16 protein-coding genes are annotated in these 17,402 nt (G+C 72.2%); 7 read left to right on the top strand and 9 right to left on the bottom strand.

Annotation, left to right across the window (positions count from 1 at the left end; genetic code table 11):
* Window positions 1–31: 31 nt before the first annotated feature.
* From BUB75_RS34895 to BUB75_RS34880, 4 genes are all read right to left on the bottom strand, one after another.
* A complete protein-coding gene (locus BUB75_RS34895) occupies window positions 32–1,042 on the bottom strand; it encodes a glycosyltransferase family 2 protein (protein ID WP_084742093.1) in 1,011 nt (336 codons plus the stop codon).
* Between the two features lie 195 nt (window positions 1,043–1,237).
* Window positions 1,238–1,513 (bottom strand): hypothetical protein, encoded by a 276-nt coding sequence (locus BUB75_RS34890; protein WP_073263389.1) that lies wholly within the window; start codon window positions 1,511–1,513, stop codon window positions 1,238–1,240.
* A 62-nt stretch (window positions 1,514–1,575) separates the two neighbouring features.
* Entirely contained in the window at window positions 1,576–2,901 is a 1,326-nt protein-coding gene (locus BUB75_RS34885; RefSeq protein ID WP_073263387.1) for a D-arabinono-1,4-lactone oxidase, read from the bottom strand.
* 45 nt (window positions 2,902–2,946) lie between these two features.
* The gene (locus tag BUB75_RS34880; protein WP_073263482.1) at window positions 2,947–4,146 is read right to left on the bottom strand and encodes an alanine racemase; all 1,200 of its coding nucleotides are present in this window, start codon (window positions 4,144–4,146) and stop codon (window positions 2,947–2,949) included.
* A gap of 1,017 nt (window positions 4,147–5,163) precedes the next feature.
* Between BUB75_RS34880 and BUB75_RS34875 the strand changes: the two genes are divergently transcribed.
* Entirely contained in the window at window positions 5,164–5,970 is an 807-nt protein-coding gene (locus BUB75_RS34875; protein ID WP_218617959.1) for a TetR/AcrR family transcriptional regulator, read from the top strand.
* A 30-nt stretch (window positions 5,971–6,000) separates the two neighbouring features.
* Here the strand turns inward: BUB75_RS34875 and BUB75_RS34870 are convergent, their stop codons facing one another.
* Window positions 6,001–7,002: an MBL fold metallo-hydrolase gene (locus BUB75_RS34870; protein ID WP_084742091.1), complete on the bottom strand. Its 1,002-nt coding sequence runs from the start codon at window positions 7,000–7,002 to the stop codon at window positions 6,001–6,003.
* 198 nt (window positions 7,003–7,200) lie between these two features.
* Between BUB75_RS34870 and BUB75_RS34865 the strand changes: the two genes are divergently transcribed.
* Complete coding sequence (locus BUB75_RS34865) at window positions 7,201–9,852, top strand: penicillin acylase family protein (protein ID WP_073263385.1); 2,652 nt, start codon at window positions 7,201–7,203, stop codon at window positions 9,850–9,852.
* A 105-nt stretch (window positions 9,853–9,957) separates the two neighbouring features.
* A complete protein-coding gene (locus BUB75_RS46685) occupies window positions 9,958–10,122 on the top strand; it encodes a hypothetical protein (protein WP_178380060.1) in 165 nt (54 codons plus the stop codon).
* Window positions 10,123–10,220: 98 nt separating this feature from the next.
* Here BUB75_RS46685 and mscL read toward each other — a convergent pair whose 3' ends face one another.
* From mscL to BUB75_RS34845, 4 genes are all read right to left on the bottom strand, one after another.
* Window positions 10,221–10,616, bottom strand: coding sequence for a large conductance mechanosensitive channel protein MscL (gene mscL / locus BUB75_RS34860; RefSeq protein WP_073263383.1), 396 nt, complete (start codon window positions 10,614–10,616; stop codon window positions 10,221–10,223).
* A 115-nt stretch (window positions 10,617–10,731) separates the two neighbouring features.
* Entirely contained in the window at window positions 10,732–11,463 is a 732-nt protein-coding gene (locus BUB75_RS45735; RefSeq protein WP_143175612.1) for a hypothetical protein, read from the bottom strand.
* A 162-nt stretch (window positions 11,464–11,625) separates the two neighbouring features.
* Window positions 11,626–11,937, bottom strand: a complete 312-nt coding sequence (locus BUB75_RS34850) for an FmdB family zinc ribbon protein (protein ID WP_073263379.1) — start codon at window positions 11,935–11,937, stop codon at window positions 11,626–11,628.
* 104 nt (window positions 11,938–12,041) lie between these two features.
* Window positions 12,042–12,725, bottom strand: coding sequence for a 5-formyltetrahydrofolate cyclo-ligase (locus BUB75_RS34845; protein ID WP_073263377.1), 684 nt, complete (start codon window positions 12,723–12,725; stop codon window positions 12,042–12,044).
* Between the two features lie 60 nt (window positions 12,726–12,785).
* Between BUB75_RS34845 and BUB75_RS34840 the strand changes: the two genes are divergently transcribed.
* From BUB75_RS34840 to BUB75_RS34825, 4 genes are all read left to right on the top strand, one after another.
* Window positions 12,786–14,318, top strand: a complete 1,533-nt coding sequence (locus BUB75_RS34840) for a HAMP domain-containing protein (RefSeq protein WP_073263375.1) — start codon at window positions 12,786–12,788, stop codon at window positions 14,316–14,318.
* A 60-nt stretch (window positions 14,319–14,378) separates the two neighbouring features.
* Window positions 14,379–15,311: a UTP--glucose-1-phosphate uridylyltransferase gene (locus BUB75_RS34835; protein WP_073263373.1), complete on the top strand. Its 933-nt coding sequence runs from the start codon at window positions 14,379–14,381 to the stop codon at window positions 15,309–15,311.
* Between the two features lie 14 nt (window positions 15,312–15,325).
* Window positions 15,326–16,603, top strand: a complete 1,278-nt coding sequence (locus BUB75_RS34830) for a molybdopterin molybdotransferase MoeA (RefSeq protein ID WP_073263476.1) — start codon at window positions 15,326–15,328, stop codon at window positions 16,601–16,603.
* A gap of 69 nt (window positions 16,604–16,672) precedes the next feature.
* Window positions 16,673–17,305, top strand: coding sequence for a GNAT family N-acetyltransferase (locus BUB75_RS34825; protein WP_073263371.1), 633 nt, complete (start codon window positions 16,673–16,675; stop codon window positions 17,303–17,305).
* Window positions 17,306–17,402: the final 97 nt, after the last annotated feature.

Below are 17,402 nucleotides of genomic sequence, written 5' to 3'. Positions count from 1 at the left end.
GTGGAACCACCCTGTGTGGGCACAGCGCCGGTCAATCAGCCCGAGACCGGACGATCAAGTCTGCGAGCAGTGCCACCGAGGCGATCAGCAGACCGGTCACGATCAGCAGCAGCGAGTTCGTCGTGATGCGGAAGAAGTAGATGACGACGTCGACGACCGCCTTCACCACGCCGACCCCGAGGAGCACCAACGCCAGCGGCATCAGCACCTTGATCGGGTTGAAGTACATCACCATCCGCAGCACCTGCAGGATGTAGCGGTACGCATCCCGGACGAAGTGGAACTTCGAGGTGCCCGCGCGCTTCGCGTAGTCGATCGGCAGGTAGTCGACCGTGTGCTGGTTCGACAGGAACGACAGCGTGATCGTCGTGACGCAGCTGAAGCCGGGAGGCAGCAGCCGCAGGTACGGCAGCGAGACGTCGCGGCGGAACGCGCGAAGACCCGAGTTGAGGTCGGGGATCTTCGTTCCGGCGAGCGTCTCGGCGACCTTACGGATGACCCACTTCGCCGGCACCCGCAGGAACTTGTGCGTGCCCTGCTCGGTGGTGCGAGCGCCGACGACCTGGTCGGTCTCCGGGTGGTCCACCAGGTACTGGATGAACTCCGGGATGCGATCGTTCGGGTAGGTCATGTCGGCGTCGGTCCAGACGACGATCCGCCCGTACGCCTCGGCGCTACCGATCCGCCGCGCGGTGCCCGAGCCGCCGTTGCGCTGGAACGGCATCAGCCGCATGCGCGGGAAGCGCGGCAGCGCCTCCTGCAGCACCTGCAGCGTGTTGTCGGTCGACTTGTCGTCGATGACGAGCAGTTCGTAGCGGAACCCGCTGGCGTCCATCGCCTTGGTGATCCGGTCCAGCTCTTGCAGGACGTGCGGGCCCTCGTTGTAGCAGGGCAGCACGATCGTCGCGTCGAGCGTGTTCGGCCCGTGGTCGAGCTCGTTGAGCGCGCCCTGCGGGTCGGTCGGATCACCACCGGTGACGCTGGCGTGACGGGCGTGCGGAGCGGCGGCCTCGGTGAGAGTGGTCGTCGGGTCGGCGTTCATGGCCTCTCGCGGGGGTTTCGATGCGGCTGCCGGGCGTCACACGGCTGGTCCGGCGCTGCGATGCGACTGGTCCGGGTCGGACGAGCGTCAGGTTAGTCGGAGCGTGCGACAGCTTAACCGGTCACCATAGGTCGCCAAGAAAATACGAGGTCAACGAGCTGAAAACAGGCTACTCGGTGGACCTGTCCCGCCGGCTCAAGCCGCGTGGTGGCGGCGGTACTCTCCGTGGCGAACCCGCAGGCCGGTGCCGCTGCACCCCGCGCAGTCGACCTCCTCCTCGCCGGCGGGCCGCTCGTCGAGGAGTTCGGCCAGCTCGGCGGACGTGTCGAACGCGTCGAGCGACCCGTGCTCGGCGATCCAGCCGAGCTCGGCGTCGTCGCGCCGGGAGAGCCACGCCTCCCATTCGTCGGCGCCGACCAGGCCGTCCCGGCAGTCGGGGCAGCGTTCGTCCTGGTAGCTGGCGGCTCGCATCTCCACCTCCGGGGTCGTCAGTTACTTACACGCATGTAAGCACTACCCCCCGACAAAACCTTTCACGGCCCGCCGAGAATTCGATCGAGGTGCGGGTTGGTGAAGCGGCGTTCGGGGTCGACGCGGTCCCGGACAGTGAGGAAGTCGCCGAACCGCGGATAGCGGCCGCGCAGCGCCTCGGCGTCCAGGGAGTGGAGCTTGCCCCAGTGCGGACGCCCCTCAAAATCGAGCATGATGTCCTGCACCGCACGGAAGTACTCCTCGTACGGCGTCCGGTGATACTGGTGCACCGCGATGTACACGGAGTCGCGTCCGTGCGCGGTCGAGAGCCACAGGTCGTCGGCCGCGGCCACCCGCACCTCGATCGGGAACGAGATCCGCCACCCGCGCCGGTCGATCAGCCGCTGGATCTCGGTGATCGCCTGCGCCAGCGCCGGCCGCGGGATCGACCACTCCGCTTCGCGGAATCGCACCCGCCGCTGGCTGGTGAACACGACCGGCGACAGGTCGACGTACTCGCGGGCACTGAGCGCCCGCGCCGACACCACCGCCAACGGCCGGATCGCGGCCGGTGCCGCCCGCCCGAGTTCGCAGGCCCACGCGAACACCGTGTTGGAGAGGAACTCGTCGTCCCACCACGCGCGCCCGCGCGACAGCGGCTGTCGCCGGGCGTCCCCGGGCAGGCGGGTGTTCTGCTTGTAGAGCGTGCCGGTCGTGTGCGGGAACCAGTAGAACTCGACGTGGTCGTGGGCATCGGCCCGCTCGTCGAACGTGGCCAGCATCTCCGGCAGCGGCACCGGACGCTCGACCGCGTGCAGCAGGAACGCCGGCTCGCACTGCAGGGTGACCGCGGCGATCACCCCGATCGCCCCCAGACCGAGCCGCGCGGCCTCGAACAGCTCGGGTTCCCGCGTCGCGTCGCAGTCGACCACCGAACCGTCGGCCAGCACCAGCGTCAGCCCGCGGACCTGGGTGGCGATGCCGCCGAACTTGGCACCGGTGCCGTGCGTCCCGGTCGAGATCGCGCCCGAGATCGACTGCGCGTCGATGTCGCCGAGGTTCGTCATCGCGAGCCCGTACGGAGCCAGCAACCGGGGGATGTCCCGCAACCGTGTCCCGCCGCGGAGCGTCACCGAGCCGGTCGCGGGATCCACGCGCACGACGCCGGCCAGCGCATCCAGGCTGATCTGGACGCCGTCGGTCGCCGCGATCGGCGTGAACGAGTGGCCGGCGCCGATCGGCTTGACCCGCAGACCACGTTCCCGCGCGTCCCGCACGGTCGCGGCGAGGTCGTCGACGCCGGCCGGTGACGCCACGTCGGCGGGGGTCCAGGTGGCGTTGCGGCCCCAGTTGGCACAGCTGGTCGTGGCCGGGGACACCATTGTCATCGGCAGCTCCGCAGTCTCGTCGCGATCACGGTCAGAATTGCCCCATCAGAATGCTCGGCCTTCGCCCCGGTAGGTGGGAACGACGTCCACCACCCGGTCGCCGTCGACCACGTGCAGCACGTCGACGTGCTCGCACAGCTCGCCGGCCTTCGCGTGCCGGAACCAGACGCGGTCGCCGAGCTTCAGCGTGTCGGCGGCGTCCCCACGCAGCGGCGTCTGGACCTCGCCGGCCATCTCGGTCGGCGCCATCGTCAGCCCGGGCGGGTAGACCGGCGTCGGGAGGCGGTCCGGTCCGGGCGGCCCGGAGGCGACCCAGCCGCCGCCCGCCGCGGTGACCCAGCCGCGCGCCGGTCGGCGCACGACCTGGACCGCGAACATCGCCGCCGGTCGGGGCGTGAACGTGCGGTAGGCGTCGAACAGCGTCGGGCCGTAGAGGCCGGAACCGGCGGCGACCTCGGTGACCACCGGATCGGCCGCGGTCTTCTCGACGCTGCCGGTGCCACCGGCGTTGACGAACCGCAGCGGCCCGGCGCCGACCTGCTGCAGCGAGTACTGCACGGCGTCGACCACCTTGGCCCGCCGTTCGAGCAGCTCACCCCAGGACCGACGCTGCATCCAGCGCACCGCGAGCCCACGCAGGAAACGGCCGGGCGGCGCGTCGCCGACACCGGCGATCTGCGCCTCGTACGACATCAGCCCGACGATCCGGAACCCCGGCCGGAGCGCGACCCGGCGGGCCAGCACCGCGGCGTCGGCTGCGGTGTGGATCGGCGACCGCCGGACGCCGATGTGCAAGCGATCACCGGCGAGCTTGAGCGAGGAATCGAGGTCGAGGCACACCTGGATCTCGGCGCGCTGGCCGGGCGGCGCGACGTCGTCGATCAGATCGAGCTGGTCGACGGAGTCGATCATCAGCGTGACCCGCTCGGCGAGCCGCTCGGACCCGGCCAACTGGGCCAGCGCCGCCCGGTTCGCGGTCGGGTAGCCCACGACGACGTCGCTGAACGCGCTGGCGCCCTCGCCCTCGGCCAGCCAGAGCGCTTCGGGCAGCGTGTAGGCCAGCACTCCGGCGAACCCGTCCAGTGACAGCGCCTCGATCAGCGCCGTGCGGCACCGCAGCGACTTGCTGGCCAGCCGGATCGGCGTCCCGGCCGCCCGCCGGGTCAGCGCCACCGCGTTCGCCCGGAACGCGGTGCGGTCGAGCACCGCGAACGGTGGCTCGAGGTGGGCGGTGGCCGCCTCCAGGCGGGCGAAGACGGCTTCCGGCGCGAGGTGGTTCGGTGAACGCGTCCCGCTGCGGTCGGGCTCGACGTCCGGTTCAGGTTCAGCCGTGCGCTCCGCTGCGCGGAGCCCGAACCAACGCCGCCGTCCGGTTCCCGTTCCTTCTTCGCGGACGCCACGCGCGGCGCCACCGCGAGCCGAGGCGGCATCGCGGGGCGGGGCCTCGCGGGGTGCCGCGGACTCGCGGGCCGATCCGGCCTCGCGGGCCGCTGCGGCATTCCGGGACGCGGTCTCGCGGGCCCTGGCCTCGCGGGCTGATCCGGCATCGCGGGTTTCGCGGGCTGATCCGGTCTCGCGGGCCGATCCGGCATCGCGGGCCGGTGGGGTTGGGGACGGGCCGGGTGCGGGCGAGGGGGTGCGGGCCGGGCGTGGCTCGGTCGGTTCGCCGTGCGGGCCGTGCGGCGGGTTGGCCGGGTGTGGCTCGGTCGGTTCGCCGTGGGGGCCGTGCGGGAGCCGCGGGCCGGGGCGTCTCGCGGGTTGTCCGGGTTGTGTCCCGGAAGGCAGATCGCTTCCGGGCGGGGCCGGCCGCGCGGCAGGCAGCGGTCGCGTGGGTGCCTCCGACGGCACCGGACCGGCCGGGCCGGGCGTGGTCGGGCCGTTCGTGGAGTCCGGGCGCGAGGCGGCCCGGGCGGGGCGGGCAGCGGCGTCCGGAGGAATCGGGCGGGTGCCCGGTTCGATCGGCTGGGTGGGCGGCTCCGGCGCGCCGAGATCGCGGCGCGCCGTGCTCGGGCGTTGCCGTGGAGTTGGCGTCGGCGGCTCTTCCCCGGCGGTTCGCGTCACCTCTCGCGGGAGTGTCGCCGCGTCGTCGGCGCCCCCCTGCGCGTCGGAAATACCCGCGTGACCAGGCGAATCGTCGGCCGAGTTGCCGGGCCGTTCCATCCGGCGCCTCCAGTTGTCGTCGCAGGGGTCCGGATCGGGCCGGTGGACAGCCTAAGACCGGCCATGCACCTCCGAAGCGACTTCCCAGGAGATACTCGATCCGTGACCACAGTCCGACAGACGTCGCAGATCCCCGGAAAGCCGTCACGGCCACTCGGAGCCCGCGCGGGTGCCCGCCCGGGGACGAGACGTGGACCCGGCAACGGCCCGGGTCGTGACGGAACTCGGGAGGGCCAGTCGGCGCCCGACGTCTGGCTCACGGAGCACTCCGCAGCGGAGCCGCTCCGCCGGCTGCCCAGCCAGCAGCGCAGCCGTCTGCGGGTCGAACGGATCCTCGACGCGGCCGGTGAGCTGGTGGCCGAGCGCGGCTACGAGGCCACGACGACGAGCCTCATCGCGCGGAGGGCGCGGGTGTCGCCGGGGTCGTTCTACCAGTTCTTCGCGGACAAGCGCGCTGCCGTCAAGGCGCTGTCGGCACGGAACCTGGCGGTGTTCGCGGAGCGGCTGGACGCCGCCGTGGTCGAGGCGCACTTCGAGCACTGGTACGACACCGTCGACGCGGCCTTCGACATCTACGTCGACCTGTGCAGGCACCACCCGGGGTTCCGGGCGGTGCGGTTCGGCGACATCGTCGACACGCACCTGCTGGACCCGACGCAGGACAACGACTCGGTCGTGGCCGGGCGGGTCGCGAGCCTGCTGCACGCGCGGTTCGGTGTCCTCGACACGGCTGCGTTGCGGCTCGCGCTGCTGACCACGACGAAGGTCGCCGATGCGCTGATCAAGTTCGCGTTCAGCCGCGATCCGCACGGGGACGAGGAGGTGCTCCTGCAGGCGCGCCGGATGCTGCGTATTCACCTGGAGGGATACGTCCAACTCGGCGGCGCGGCTCTGACGCCCGAGGAGTAGCTTTCCGGCGGCGCGACCGCCGGGGCGGGGTCAGTGGGGGAGGGGACGGGATTCGCCGACCGCGAGGTCCCAGAGATCGTCGCGGGGGCGGCCCGCCGCGGCCCACGCGCGCTGTGCCCGCTCGCGCGGTTCGGTGAGCGGCTCGCTGGTGAGCACGAACGTGCCCCAGTGCATCGTCGCCATCCGGCTCGCGCCGAGGTCGCCGCAGGCCCGGACCGCCTCCTCCGGGTCGAGGTGCACCGGCTGCATGAACCAGCGCGGGTGGTACGCCCCGATCGGCAGCAGCGCCACGTCGATGCCCGGGTACCGGCGACCGATCTCGCCGAACCAGTGCCCGTAGCCGGTGTCGCCGGCGAAGTAGACGCGCCGGCCGCTGTCGTCGGTCATCACCCACCCGCCCCAGAGCGTCTTGCAGGTGTCGGTGAGCGACCGCCTGCTCCAGTGGTGCGCGGGCACGAAGTCGAAGCTGACCCCGGCCAGCGTCGTGGACTCCCACCAGTCGAACTCGGTGACCTGGGTGAACCCACGGCGCTCGAACCACTCGCCGAGTGCGGCCGGGACGAACACCGGGGTGTCGCGCGGCAACCGGCGGATCGTCGGAGCGTCCAGGTGGTCGTAGTGGTTGTGGCTGATCACCACCGCGTCGATCGGCGGCAGCTCGGCCCAGGCGATGCCGGGCGGAGTCAGCCGGCGGGTCACGCCGGGCATCGCGTCCGACCAGATCGGGTCGGTGAGCACGGTGAGCCCCCCGATCTGCAGGACGAACGTGGCGTGCCCGACCCAGGTGACGACGGTCTGCTCCTGACCGGTGGCCCGAAGCAGCCCGGACCGGTCGACCGGGATGCGCACAACGTCGGTGCGATCGACCGGTGGCCGGCCGTGCCGGAACAGTTGCCACTGCTCACGGGGCCCGGGCAGCGGGCTGGTCAGCCGGTCGGCGAACGTTTCCGGCCAGATCCGCTCGCCGCGACGGCGACGTTCGGCGTTGATCCGGGTACGACGGGCCCGGGCGAGCCGGTCGGCGTCCAACATGAGCCACCCCTCTCCGCGAGCGCACCGGGCGAGGTGCCGGGCGCGCGCCGGCGACACTGTCGGCGCTGAGCTCCTGAGTAACTTCCAGGCTAACCACGGGTGGCGAGCCGTCTGCGGTCATCCACAGGCCACCGAGTTATCACCAGGTGGCGGTCGCGCCGGAGACGCTGTCGGTCGGAGGCCCTAAGGTCGCCGACTGTGAACGCCGTACGGATTGTGCGCCGAATCGGTCTGTCCCTCCTCGTCGTCCTGGTCGTCCTGGCCTGCGTCGTAGGGACCACCGTGTTCTTCACGATCCGTGCGTCGCTGCCCGACTACACAGGCACCGTGCGGGTGCCCGGCCTCGACTCGTCGGTCCAGGTCTATCGCGACGCCCAGGGCATCCCGCAGGTCTACGCGGACAACGCCGACGACCTGTTCCGGGCCGAGGGATACCTGCACGCGGTCGACCGTTTCTGGGAGATGGACTTCCGCCGCCACATCACGTCCGGCCGCCTCGCCGAGTTGTTCGGGCCCTCGCAGGTGGAGACCGACCGGTACATCCGGACGATGGGCTGGCGACGCGTCGCCGAGGAGGAACTGCCGCTGCTCTCCGCCGACACCCGTCGCTGGCTCCAGTCGTACGCCGACGGCGTCAACGCGTGGATCGACGAGCATTCGGGCAACTCCGCGGGCCTCGAGTACGCGGTGCTGAAGCTGCAGAACTCCGGCTACGAGATCGAGCCGTGGACGCCGGTCGACAGCCTGTCGTGGTTGAAGGCGATGGCGTGGGACCTGCGCAGCAACATGAGCGAGGAGCTGGACCGGGCGCGGCTCCTCGCCGCCGGGTTCGACTGGGAGCGGATCAACCAGCTCTACCCGCAGTACCCGTACGACGAGCACCCGCCGATCCTCACGTCCGGTGCGGTCGTGGACGGCACGTTCCGGCCCACCGCCACCGTGCCGCCGAGCGGGAGCCGGTCGGCGTCGAGCACGGAGGGCCGCACCGCACGGGGCAGTGGAGGCGGCACCGAGACCGCGGACCAGGCCGCGGTCCGCACCGCGCTCACCGAGCTGGGCGGTCGGCTCGACACGCTCGGCGCCGGCCTCGACCGGCTACCCGAGCTGCTGGGGACGAGCGGCGAGGGCATCGGGTCGAACTCCTGGGTGGTCGGCGGCAGCCGGACGACGACCGGGAAGCCGCTGCTGGCCAACGACCCGCACCTCGGGCCGGTTATGCCGTCGATCTGGTACCAGGTCGGCCTGCACTGCACGAAGCGGAGCGCGGCCTGCCCGTTCGACGTGAGCGGTTTCAGCTTCTCCGGTGTGCCGGGGGTGGTGATCGGCCACAACGCGAAGGTCGCCTGGGGCTTCACGAACCTGGGGCCGGACGTCGCTGACCTGTTCCTGGAGCGCGTGCAGGGCAACACCTACGAGCGTGACGGCGAGCAGGTGCCGCTGGTCCGCCGCACCGAGCGGATCAAGGTCGCCGGCGGGGACGACGTCACGCTGACCGTGCGCAGCACGATCCACGGCCCGCTGCTGTCCGACCAGGACGCCGACCTGCGCGAGGTCGGCGCGAAACCGGGCGTCGACGAGGGCGGCATCCCCACCCAGCAGGCCCGCCCGGCCGATCCGGCGTACGCGGTCGCGCTGAGCTGGACGGCGCTGCAGCCCAGCCGCACGATGGACGCGATGTTCGCGCTGAACCGCGCGGCCACGTTCGATGATTTCCGCGCCGCCGCCACGCAGTTCGCCGTACCGGCGCAGAACATGATCTACGCCGACGTCGACGGCAACATCGGTTATCAGGCGCCGGGCACGATCCCGATCCGGGGCAGCGGAGACGGCCTCTTCCCGGCGCCCGGCTGGAACCCCAGCTACGACTGGGTGGGTGCGGTGCCGTTCGCGCAGATGCCGTACGCGTACAACCCGCCGTCCGGGTACATCGTCACGGCGAACCAAGCGCCGGTGCGCGAGGGCGCGGGACCGATGCTCGGGTACGACTGGGACTACGGCTACCGCAGCGCGCGCATCGACGCGCTGCTGCAGGCGAAGTTCAGCACCGGCAAGGTCGGCGTCGAGGACATGAGCGCGATCCAGATCGACACCTGGAGCGGGCTCGCACCCGAGCTGGTGCCGGTGCTGACCGGCGTCGACTTCGTCGGAGGGGTCCCGCCGCGGGTGCGCGCGGCTCGTGACCTGCTGGCCGAGTGGGACTTCCACCAGTCGGAGAGTTCGGCGGCCGCGGCGTACTTCAACGCGGTCTGGCGGCACCTGCTGCTGCGGACGTTCGACGAGCTGCCGGACGACGCTCCGCCGGACGGCGGGAGCCGCTGGTTCGAGGTCGTGACCGCGCTCCTGCGGAACTCGGATTCCCCCTGGTGGGACGAGAAGAGTACGAGCACTGTCGAGCAGCGGGACGACATCGTGCGCGCCGCGCTGCGGGACGCGGCGGACGAGCTGACCGAGCGGCTCGGCGACGACCCCTCCGAGTGGCGGTGGGGCGACCTGCACACGCTCACGATCCGGAACCAGTCGCTGGGGGAGTCGGGCGTCGGCATGGTGGAGGCGATGTTCAACCGGGGGCCGTATCCGGTGGCCGGTGGGAGCAGCCTGGTCGACGCGACCGGGTGGACCCCGTCCGAGGGCTACGAGGTGGTGTGGGTGCCGTCGATGCGGATGGTCGTGGACCTGGCCGACCTCGATCGATCACGGTGGGTGAACCTGACTGGCCAGTCCGGTCACCCGTTCTCCGACCACTACACCGACCAGGTTGAACTTTGGCGTAACGGCGAAACAACAGCCATGCGATGGCGGCCGGAGACGATCCGGCGGGAGGCTCGTTATGCCCAGAAACTGGTGCCCTGAGCGGGAACCGGCTCCGCCGCGAGCCGCGTAGGGTGGTCGGCGGCCACATCGATGCCGCGACCGCGGCGCGCGGGCCGGATCATGCAAGAGAGGGGAACGACGAGCATGGCGTCGGACGACGAGCGCGAGGTCCCGATGATCGACGACACCGACATCGTTGTGCTTCCCGACCAGACCGCTGACGACATCGACTCCGACTGGCGGGACGCGGCCGCGCGGAAGCTGCGAGACCTGGAACTCCTAGAAAACCGCCCACCCCACTGGGACTAGCGGCCCGCTGTAGGGAAAGTGCGGGAAGCGCTGCACACTTTGTGCCGTCAGAGGGGCACAAAGTGTGCAGCGCTTCCACGCGGGTCGACGCCGCGCGCTCAGAAGCGGCGGTGGCCGGCCTTGTCGCGGAGCGCGTCGCGGATCTCGGTGAGCAGCACCACTTCCTCGCTCGGGGCCGCGGGCTCCGGCTCCTGGCCGCGGCGGCGCAGTTCGTTGAGCCGGTTCATCGGCGCGACCACGACGAAGTACAGCGCCGCGGCGGTCAGCGCGAACACGATGAGCGCGGTGATGAACGCCCCGTAGTCGAAGATCGCCCCCCGGATCTCGAACCTTCCGCCGACCTTCTCGCCGCCGGTGAGCACCTGGATCAGCGGCTTGAGGAACGAGTTGCCGAACTGGGTGACGAGACCGGTGAAGGCGGCACCGATCACGACACCGACGGCGAGGTCGACCACGTTGCCGCGGCGGATGAATTCGCGGAATCCCTTGAGCATCGCGCTGTCCTCTAGCTTCTCGTACGGAGGGGGCTGTCGGCGCCGTGCCGGGGGAACGACGCCCACTGCTATGTGCCTCGCCGGGACCGCGTCGAAGCATCCGGAATCGCAGCCGTCAGTTGGGCGCCCGCACTGTAACGGAGACCTGAGCGTCCGGACCGATCGCCGCCAGGGCGGTGGCTTGCGCGGGGGAAGCGGCCAGGTACAGGACGCCGTCCGGCGCCCCGGCGGCGCCGACGCTGCGCAGCACGGGCAGATCGGCGGCGACGACGTCCGCGCGGTTACCGCCCGCGCGGACCAGGACGTCGACCCGCTCGCCGGCCCGGACGACCGCGAGCACGGCCGGGTCGGCCAGCCGGAGCGGGAACCCCACGGTCCCGGCGGGTGGCGCCGCGCCGGACGGCTCGCACCCCGACGACGGTGACGCCCCCGGCGCCGCGCCCACCCCCGGCGTGGTGCCCGGCGGCGCACCCACGCCTGGTGACCCGCCCACGCCTGGTGACCCGCCCACGCCCGGCGGCCCGCCCACGCCTGGTGACGTGCCCGCGCCTGGCGGCCCGCCCGGCACCGCGCCCGGCGGCCCGCCCGGCACCGCGCCCGGCGGCGTGCCCACGCCTGGTGAGGCCCCCGGCGACGTGCCGGCCACCGGTCCGCCCGCTGGTGCGGGCTCGGCGGACGGCGGAGCGCCGGGATTCGCCTGCTGTCTAGCGTCCGAATTGTGGTTGTACGTGAGGATGGCCGCTGCGGTCACCACCAGCGCGCACACGCACGCCGCACGAACCCCACCACGCCAGCCACCGCGCGGCAGCCAGACCCGCGGGGCCTCCAGCCGCTCCGCTCGCCGCACGTGCCCTCCTCCACCGAGACCGAGCCGCCCGCGGCGAGGCTAAGCGCTCCCGTCGGCGCCTCGCCGAAGCTACGGCCCCGGCTGTGGACGACGGCGTCCCCGGTGGAGAAACGCCACTAGCCGGCCCTCACCTGGTAAGGACCGGCTAGTGCGAGAAAGAAGTTAGACCGCGGCCTTGGACGTGGAGCCCGACGACGACGAGCTCGAAGAGGAGCTCGACGAGGACGTGCTGTCGGTCTTCGGCTTGCTCGACTCGGACGACGACGAGGTCTTCGCCGGCTCCGAGCTGGTGGAGCCCGACCGCGAGTCGGTGCGGTAGAAGCCAGAGCCCTTGAACACGACGCCCACCGACGAGAACAGCTTGCGCAGCGAGCCCTCGCAGTCCGGGCAGACGGTGAGCGGGGCGTCGGTGAACGACTGAACCGCGTCGAGCCGGTGGCCGCAGGCCGTGCACTGGTACTGGTAGGTCGGCACGGCCGCCTCCTCCGCGTGAACTTCGTTTGGCACTCAGATCGAACGAGTGCTAAGTGTGCGGTATTCCGGCCCGGCGCGCCAGCGAAACGAGACTGTCTATCTGCTCACAGATGGTGCCCACGGGACGAAAGCGGCAGCCATCCGCCGGTCGGCGTGACCACGTCGGTGACCGGTCGGTCGTGCGGCTCGGTGGGCACCGCGTCGAGCAGCTCGTCGTCGTAGACCAGCGCGACCAGCGGGGTGGCCGGGGCCACCCGGGCCAGCGCGCGGTCGTAACAGCCGGCGCCGCGGCCGAGGCGCGAGCCGTCCCGGCCGACCGCCAGCGCGGGCACCACGACGACGTCGGCCGAGCGCACCGCGTCCACGCCCAGCGTCGAGGCGGGGTCGGGTTCCCACAGGTCGTGGGGACCGCGCACGAGTGATTCCCGGCCCTCGTAGGGCGCCCAGTCGAGATCCCGGTCCGGTCGCATCAGCGGCAACAGGACGCCGATCCCCGCCTCGCGGAGCGCGTCCGGCAGACCGACCCGCGGCGCACCGGACAGCGTCGGCGGCCCGGGGACGACGCCCGGCTCCGAACCGACCGGCAGGTATGCCGCCACCGACCACACCCCGCGCTCGTTGAGACCGGCGAGAAGGTGGGCCACCAGACGTCGGCTCTCGACCGCCACCTCGGCCGGGGAAAGGCTTCCGAACCGTGCCGCGCGAGCACTACGCCGCGCGGCGCGCAGGGACGCCTTCGCCGACCGCACGGGCCCGTCCGGGCTCGCGGAGGCGTACGTCGCGCTCATCGGAGGCTCCTGTCGGGCGGCGGTCACGTCGGGCCGGGCGGACGGACCAGGGAGGTAGCCATGACCCTACGCAGACGACTGGCCGCGGCGCTGCTCGCGGTTGTCCTGGGGCCGTTGGTGCTCGGCGCGGTGGCCATGGGGGTCACCGCGACCCGGCTGGCCGAGGAGCGTGCCACCGAGCGGCTGGGCGCCGCGGCCACCGTCGTCGACACCGCGCTGAACACGGTCTGCCAGCGGGCCCGCGCAGCGGCCGAGGCGCTCGCCGCGGCCACCGCCAGGGGTGAGCGCCCGGCCGCGGCGGCCGCGCTCGTCGTGGCGCGGGGGTTGGCGGCGGCGGCGCGGGTCGAGAACGCGTCCGGGGCCGTGATCGGTAGTGCCGGGACCGCGAGCGCGCGGTGGGCCGACTGCTCCCGAGGACTGCCGCCCGAGGTAGCGCCGGGCAACACCGTGGGGGACCGGCCCGCGATGGTCGCGGCTGGCGTCGACCTGCACGACGCGAACGGACGCCCGGCCGGGTGGGTCCGGGCCGCGCTCCCGGTGACCGCGGGCGATCTCGACGCGCTGGTGCGGGTGCCGGGCGTCGACGTGACGGCGCTGGTCGACGGGCCGACCGCGGGCGAGCCCGACCGGGCCGACGTGCGGAGCGCGACGGTCCGGCTGCGGGTTCTGGAACCGGCTCCCGGGCGACCACTGCGGACGGTGCTCAGCACGCCGGCACCGGACGCGACCGCGCTCTACGGGGCGCTGAGCCTCGTCGTGTTCACTGCGGCCGGTGCCGCGCTGGTCGTCGCGAACCTGCTGGCGCGGACGCTCACCAAGCCGTTGCAGGAGGTCGCCACCGCGGCCCAGCTCGTGGCCGACGGCGACCTGGCGACCCGGGTTCCGGTCCGGGCACTGGACGAGATCGGGCAGCTGGCCGCGACGTTCAACCGGATGACGCGCAGCATGCAGGCGTACGTGGCCGCGCTGACCGCCGGACGCGACCAGCTGCGCCGGACGCTGGCGCTGCTTGGCGACACGATGTCCAGCACCAACGACGTCGACCGGATCCTCGAGGTGGTCCTGGAGAGCGTCGTGGCGACCACCGCCGCCGACGGCGGGATCGTGCTACTGGCCGACGAGTCCGAGCTGGTCGGGCGGGCCGCGTTGGGTCGCGGGGGCCGTCCGGGTGACGTGCGGGTGCGGATCGGTGACGGACTCCTCGGCGGGGTCGCCGCGACCAGCGAGGGTCGCCACGGGAGGGTCGAGGACGGAATGCTCTCCGCCGACGAGCCCGACTGCCGGACGTTCATCGCGGTGCCGATCGTCGGCCCGCCGCACCCGCCCGCGCTGCCCGGCGGCCGCCTGCTCGGTGTGCTGGCGCTCTACGACCGGCTCGGTGGCGACGATTTTGACGACGGCGACCTGCTGACCGTCCGGTCGTTCGCGGGGCAGGCCGCGGTGGCGCTGGAGAACGCGCTCCTGCACCGGGCCACCGAGCTATCGGTGCCGCACCGGGCCGTACGGACGGCCGGACGGGTGCTGCGGGCTGCGCCTGCGCCCGATCGATGGGAAATTCCACGCCTGGTTACCAGCAGATCGTCGCGAGGTTAACCCCGGCCGACACCTGTGGGCGGCGGAGACGCGCCCGAGTTTGTTGGCTAGTCTCCCGACATGGTCGAGTCTTCCGCTGCTGCTAAGCCCCGCACCACGCGTAAAGCCGTCATCCCCGCCGCCGGGTTGGGAACTCGCTTCCTACCGGCGACAAAGGCGGTGCCGAAGGAGCTGCTGCCGGTCGTCGACAAACCCGCGCTGGAGTACATCGTCGAGGAGTCGGCGGCTGCGGGCCTGGACGACGTCCTCCTGGTGACCGGCCGGGGCAAGAGCGCGATGGTCGACCACTTCGACCGGCGTCCCGACCTGGAGAAGTCGCTCGAGGCCAAGGGCGACACCAAGAAGCTCGAGGCCGTGCGCCGGTCGTCCGAACTGGCCGCGATCAACACCTGCAGGCAGGGCGAGCCGAAGGGCCTCGGCCACGCTGTGCTCTGCGGCGCCTCGCACGTCGGCAACGAGCCGTTCGCGGTGATGCTCGGCGACGACCTGATCGACGCCCGTGACCCGATCCTGCCGACGATGATCGACGTCCAGGCCCGGCACGGTGGCATCGTGCTCGCGCTGCTCGAGGTGCCGCGTGAGCACATCAAGCGGTACGGCATCGTCGCGGTCGAGCAGACCGGCGAGTCCGGCGACGGCGACCACCTGGGTGAGATCGTGCGCGTGACGAGCATGGTCGAGAAGCCCGACCCGGACGAGGCGCCGAGCAACCTCGCGATCATCGGCCGGTACGTGCTGCCCGCCGAGATCTTCGACGCCATTCGTGAGACGAAGCCCGGCGCCGGTGGCGAGATCCAGCTGACCGACGCGATGGCCGCGCTGCTCGCCGACGGCACGCCGGTGCACGGCGTCGTGTTCAAGGGCCGCCGCTACGACACCGGCGACCGGGGCGACTACCTCAAGGCCGTCGTCCAGCTCGGGGTCGACCACGACGACCTCGGCCCCGCGTTCAAGGAATGGCTGGTCGACTACGTGAAGACCACACTGGCGTGATCATCTCGGGGGGGATGACCACGGAACTGCTGGGGGTGGGGGTCCAGCGGTTCGTGGACGCGGCGCTGGGCGATCTGGAGCCGCTCCGGCCGCTGCCGATGGCGCTGCTGGAGTCGCTCGGCGTCCTGCTGGCCGAAGACGTCGTCGCGCCGGGACCCGTCCCGGCGTTCGACGTCGCCGCGGTCGACGGCTACGCCGTCCGATCGAACGACACGTTGGGCGACGCGCAGTGGTCCGATGATCCGTCCAAACACGCTGCGGACGTCAGGCTGCACGTGATCGGGGATCTGACCGCGGCGTCCTGGGAGCCGGCGACCGTTTCGGCCGGTGCCAGTTACACCGTGACCGTCGGAACGCCCGTTCCGGTGGGTGCCGACGCGGTCGTGCCCGGCGAGGCCACCGACGGCGGGCTGGCCAACGTCCGGATCGCGCGGACACCGCAGCCGGGCGACGGCATCCGGCGGCGCGGCAGCGCGGTGGCGGCAGGCGCGGTGCTCGCGCCGGCCGGCACCCGGGTGACCGCGGCGACGATCGCGTTGCTGGCGTCCGCGGGCGTCGAGTCGGTGCTGGTGTCGCCGCCGCCACGGGTGCTGGTGGCGGCGACCGGCGACGAGCTGGTCGATTCGTCGCGGCCGGGCTTCTCCGGGTCGGTGCCGGGCCGGGTGATCGACGTGGACTCGCCGGGGCTGGCCGCAGCCGCTCGAGAGGCGGGTGCGCACGCCCACCGGGTCGGGATCGTCCCGGACGAGGACGAGGCGCTCCGGCTGCTGGTGGAGGACCACGCCCATCGCGCGGACCTGCTGGTGACCACCGGGGGCACCGGCGGCGGCCACACCGACGTCCTGCGTCGTCTGTTCGGGCTGGACGATGTCGTCCACTTCGAAACGCTGCCGGTGGAACCGCGGCTCGTCGTCGGCTACGGGCGGGTGGGGCCGTCCCGGATGCCGGTGCTGTGCCTGCCCGGCGATCCGGCGGGCGCGCTGCTCGGCTTCGAGCTGGTGCTGCGCCCGATGCTGCGGCGGCTGGCCGGCGCCCCGTCGGTGTACCGGCCCGCGGTGCGCGCCGCGCTGACGTCACCGGTCCGTTCCCGGGCCGACGTGCGGGAGTTCTGCCCGGCGCGGGTGCATCGTTCGGCGGAGGGTGGGTACCGTGCCACGCCACAGGCGGGCGGTGAGGCATTTCTCACCGGGTACGCGACGGCCAACGCGTTGCTGGCGGTGCCCGAGGCAGCGTCCGACGTCCCGGCCGGGACGGAGCTTCCGGCGCTCCTCCTGGACGGAGGTCCGGAGTGAACTTCGCACGAACGGATCGGCGAGACAGGGATTAAGCTTCCGGCACCAGTTACCGCCGCGAGGACGCCGATGACCGCATTGCCCGGCTGGCCGGCCACCCTGGCGGAAGGCCCGGTCGGCCTCCGCCCCCACCGGATCCGTGATGCCCGCGCCTGGTCCGACGTCAGACTGGCGAACGAGGAATGGCTGGCCCAGTGGGAGCCGACGTCGATGCGTCCCTGGGCCGACCGGCACCGGGTGAGCGACTACTACGAGCTGTACCGCTCGCTGCGACGCGGGGTGCGGCTCGGCCAGATCATGCCGTTCGTGGTCACGTACGAGGACCAGTTGGTCGGCCAGCTGACGCTCGGCAACATCGTCCGGGGTGCGTTCTGCTCGGCGTACGCCGGTTACTGGGTGGACGGTCGGCTCGCCGGGCGGGGCATCATCCCGACCGCGCTGGCGATGGCGGTCGACTTCTCGTTCGCGCACGCCGCGCTGCACCGGATCGAGGTCAACATCCGGCCGGAGAACACGTCGAGCCGGCGGGTGGTGGAGAAGCTCGGTTTCCGGCAGGAAGGTTTCCACCCCCGGTACCTGCACATCGACGGTGGCTGGCGGGACCACGTCGGATACGCGCTGACCGTCGAGGACGTCGCGCCCGCCGGGTTGCTTGCCCGGTGGCGGGCGGCCCGCTCCTCGGATCCTGCGCCACACGGCTAAGGCTCCGAAGGCCTCTGAGACCCCTGTGGCGGCCCGGTCTGGAGGGACAAATGTCCCGATCGGGAGCCTGAAATGGGGATGGTGACCTCCTCCTGAA

The sequence above is a fragment of the Cryptosporangium aurantiacum genome (assembly GCF_900143005.1).
Classification (GTDB): Bacteria; Actinomycetota; Actinomycetes; order Mycobacteriales; family Cryptosporangiaceae; genus Cryptosporangium; species Cryptosporangium aurantiacum.
Note: the sequence above shows the minus strand (reverse complement) of the source record. Positions and strands in the feature narration are given on the sequence as shown.

Excerpts from the sequence above, each read along its gene's own strand:
- BUB75_RS34825 (WP_073263371.1), top strand. The coding sequence starts at position 16,673 with ATGACCGCATTGCCCGGCTGGCCGGCCACCCTGGCGGAAGGCCCGGTC.
- BUB75_RS34830 (WP_073263476.1), top strand. The coding sequence starts at position 15,326 with ATGACCACGGAACTGCTGGGGGTGGGGGTCCAGCGGTTCGTGGACGCG.
- BUB75_RS34890 (WP_073263389.1), bottom strand. The coding sequence starts at position 1,513 with ATGCGAGCCGCCAGCTACCAGGACGAACGCTGCCCCGACTGCCGGGAC.
- BUB75_RS34895 (WP_084742093.1), bottom strand. The coding sequence starts at position 1,042 with ATGAACGCCGACCCGACGACCACTCTCACCGAGGCCGCCGCTCCGCAC.
- BUB75_RS34885 (WP_073263387.1), bottom strand. The coding sequence starts at position 2,901 with ATGACAATGGTGTCCCCGGCCACGACCAGCTGTGCCAACTGGGGCCGC.
- BUB75_RS46685 (WP_178380060.1), top strand. The coding sequence starts at position 9,958 with ATGGCGTCGGACGACGAGCGCGAGGTCCCGATGATCGACGACACCGAC.
- BUB75_RS34870 (WP_084742091.1), bottom strand. The coding sequence starts at position 7,002 with ATGTTGGACGCCGACCGGCTCGCCCGGGCCCGTCGTACCCGGATCAAC.
- BUB75_RS34835 (WP_073263373.1), top strand. The coding sequence starts at position 14,379 with ATGGTCGAGTCTTCCGCTGCTGCTAAGCCCCGCACCACGCGTAAAGCC.
- mscL (WP_073263383.1), bottom strand. The coding sequence starts at position 10,616 with ATGCTCAAGGGATTCCGCGAATTCATCCGCCGCGGCAACGTGGTCGAC.
- BUB75_RS34840 (WP_073263375.1), top strand. The coding sequence starts at position 12,786 with ATGACCCTACGCAGACGACTGGCCGCGGCGCTGCTCGCGGTTGTCCTG.
- BUB75_RS34845 (WP_073263377.1), bottom strand. The coding sequence starts at position 12,725 with ATGAGCGCGACGTACGCCTCCGCGAGCCCGGACGGGCCCGTGCGGTCG.